Annotated in this window: 1 protein-coding gene; it reads right to left on the bottom strand. The window is 43.2% G+C overall.

The annotated features are described in order from the left end of the window. Positions 1-82: 82 nt before the first annotated feature. Positions 83-920, bottom strand: an 838-nt coding sequence (argF, locus tag A3735_RS28370) for an ornithine carbamoyltransferase (RefSeq protein ID WP_068639103.1), incomplete at its 5' end; no start/stop codon positions are given.

Here is a 920-nt window from a genome sequence, read left to right as displayed (position 1 = left end):
GCACTGTACATCGTTAACTTCGAGTATATTGCTCATCTTTGTTGGTGAAGACACGTGCTACTAAATCCTTTCTTATGTTTACTTAAGCATTACACAATAAAAACTCAAGAAGTGCCTTTTGAGAATGTAATCTATTTTCTGCTTCATCCCAAACGACTGAGCTGGGGTGATCCAGCATGTCGTGACTAATTTCTTCTCCACGATGTGCAGGCAGGCAATGCATGAATAGGGCATCAGAGTTCGCTACGCTCATTAGTTCCGGGCTAACTTGATAGTCTTTAAACTTGTTGATGCGCTCTTTTTGCTCTTCTTCTTGCCCCATTGATGCCCAGACATCAGTTACAACTAAGTCGGCATTTTTGACGGCGGCAATTGGGTTTCGTACAATATGAGCATGTTTTTGATTCTTTTTGAGCAACTCGTTATTTGGGTCGTAGCCGACGGGTGATGAGATGACCAACTCGAAGTTAAGTAGTGCTGCAGCGTTAATGAAAGAATGGCACATATTATTACCATCACCGACCCATACGACTTTTTTGCCTTCGATTGAGCCTCTATGTTCGTGATAGGTTTGCATATCGGCAAGTAATTGGCAGGGGTGGAAGTCATCTGTAAGGGCGTTAATGACTGGCACCGAGGAGTGTCGTGCAAATAATGCCAGTTTCTCATGTTCGAAGGTTCGAATAGTAATTGCATCAACCATACGTGATAGTACCCTAGCACTATCTTCAACCGGTTCTCCACGACCCAATTGCGTATCCCGAGGAGACAAAAATAGAGATGAACCACCAAATTGAGCCATGCCAGACTCGAAAGAAACACGAGTTCGGGTAGAAGACTTCTCGAAGATTAGTGCTAAAACGCGATTTTTGAGAGGCTCATAGATATTACCTTGCTTATGCTCGGTTTTAAGTGTGATA

It is taken from the genome of Oleiphilus sp. HI0061, from assembly GCF_001635675.1.
The sequence above is the reverse complement of the archived record's forward strand: the minus strand, read 5'-3'. Positions and strand labels throughout refer to the sequence as shown.